Source organism: Agromyces albus, assembly GCF_004134825.1.
GTDB classification, from domain to species: Bacteria; Actinomycetota; Actinomycetes; order Actinomycetales; family Microbacteriaceae; genus Agromyces; species Agromyces albus.
Map to the genome: position 1 here is coordinate 1 of NZ_SDPN01000094.1, position 1,678 is coordinate 1,678.

The 1,678-nt window shown below is 74.7% G+C and carries 3 protein-coding genes; all 3 read left to right on the top strand.

The annotated features are described in order from the left end of the window. A partial coding sequence (locus tag ESP51_RS20340) for a phosphotransferase (protein WP_129522674.1) occupies positions 1-447 on the top strand: 447 nt, incomplete at its 5' end. Between the two features lie 116 nt (positions 448-563). After that, entirely contained in the window at positions 564-947 is a 384-nt protein-coding gene (locus ESP51_RS20345; RefSeq protein WP_129522675.1) for a hypothetical protein, read from the top strand. Further along, on the top strand, positions 932-1,678 hold a 747-nt coding region (locus ESP51_RS20350; protein ID WP_164990626.1), incomplete at its 3' end, for a hypothetical protein. The genes ESP51_RS20345 and ESP51_RS20350, both read left to right, overlap by 16 nt.

The following is a 1,678-nucleotide window of genomic DNA, read 5'->3' on the forward strand; positions in this document are numbered from 1 at the left end:
GTGCCGCTCGCGGCGCGCGACGCCGCCGTGCGGCAGCGGCTCGCGAGCGGGCGCCTTCCCGATCCGGGCGCGCTCACCGCGGTGTGGGAGCAGTCGCTCGTGGCGCCGGCCTGGGACGGCCCGCCCGTGTGGGTGCACGGCGACTTGCATCCGGCGAATCTGGTGCTCGCGGCATCCGGAGCCCTCGCGGCCGTGATCGACTTCGGCGACGTCTGTGCCGGCGACCCGGCGTGCGACCTCGCGACCGCGTGGCTCACGTTCGACACGGCCGGGCGGGCGGCCTTCCGGGCGGAGGTCGAACTGCGACAGGAGACGGATGCCGCGACGTGGGATCGCGCACGCGGCTGGGCGCTCGTGCTCGGCAGTGCGATCGTCGACTCGGTGGGCACATCGGGCGCGCTCGGGCGCGTCGGTGTCCACGCGCTCGCGGAAGTGCTGCGCGACTGAGGGCCGAGGCGGCGCGCGCTCGTGACTCACCCTCCACAGGCGCGGCGCGGGCCCGCTAGTGTACGGCGCTCTGAGAATGCGGCGAGCGGATGCCGCGACGCCGCCAGACTCGTCGCGTGTCCGACTCCGACTTCGACTCCGTGATCGCCGCGCTCACGGGCAACGCCGCGACCCCGGAGCGAATCGACGCGGCAGAACGCCACCTCGTGATGCTCCGCTCCCTGCTCGGTGACGTGCGTGATCGCCGTGCGTCGCTCGTTCCCCGTGGCGCCGACGGCTGGCGGTCGACGGCGGCCGATCGCTACGTCGAACGACTCGACGAGCTCCGCGCCGTTCTCGAGGCCGTGATGGTGTCGCTCGTCACGGCCGAGGCGCAGCTCGCTGAGGGCATCAGGGGATTGCGGTCCGAGCTCGAGGCACGAGAGACGGCGGTGCGTGCTGAGCTCGAGCGCGCGCAGGCCGGCTCGACGGAGGGCGTGACGGCATGGACGACTCGCTGACCGTCTCCGGCGGCGGATCGACCGCCGTCGCGACCGACGAGCTCTTCGTCGACGCCGTGCGGCTCGGCGCGGTCGAGACCGTCACGACCGATTGGTCGGAGCGGGTGGGCGTGATCTGGAGAGGCCTCCTCGACCTCGACCTCGACGAGCCGCGGGTAGGTGGGGGCCTGGCTCCGGGCTGGCAGTTGCAGGTCACGACGTGGCGCCTTGCGGAGGCGGGTGAACGAGCCGGCCGGCTTCGCGCGTCGCTCATCGAGAGCGCCGAGCGGTATGGCGCCACGGAACGCATGATCGACGCCCTCTGGGCGGCTGGCGGCCGGTTCGGCGCGTGGACGTTGGGGTGGGTTGCGCCGGCGATCGTCAGTGTCGGGCTCGCCGGCGCGGCCGGGCAGGGCTTGGCGTCGCTCTTCGGCATCGGGCAGACGCCGGCCGCGGCGTTGCTGGCCGAGCGCCGGGAGCTCCTCTCCGACCCGGCCTTCGTGCGGCTCGTCCGCGCCGCCGCGGATTCCGCCGACGAGTTCACTGCCGGGCTCCTCCACCTGCCGAGCGCCACCGCCCCGATCGGCACCCTGGTCGGTGCGCCCGAGAACGCCTCGGTGCTGCTCGCGCTCGCCGCGGGACTCGGCCTCGCCGGCGGGCGGCTGCTCGTCGACGGGCCGGTGCAGGTGTCCCGCGTCGGGGTGAGCCCCTCCTCCCCCGGCGCCGCCGGCGACGGCAGGGCAGGCCCGCCC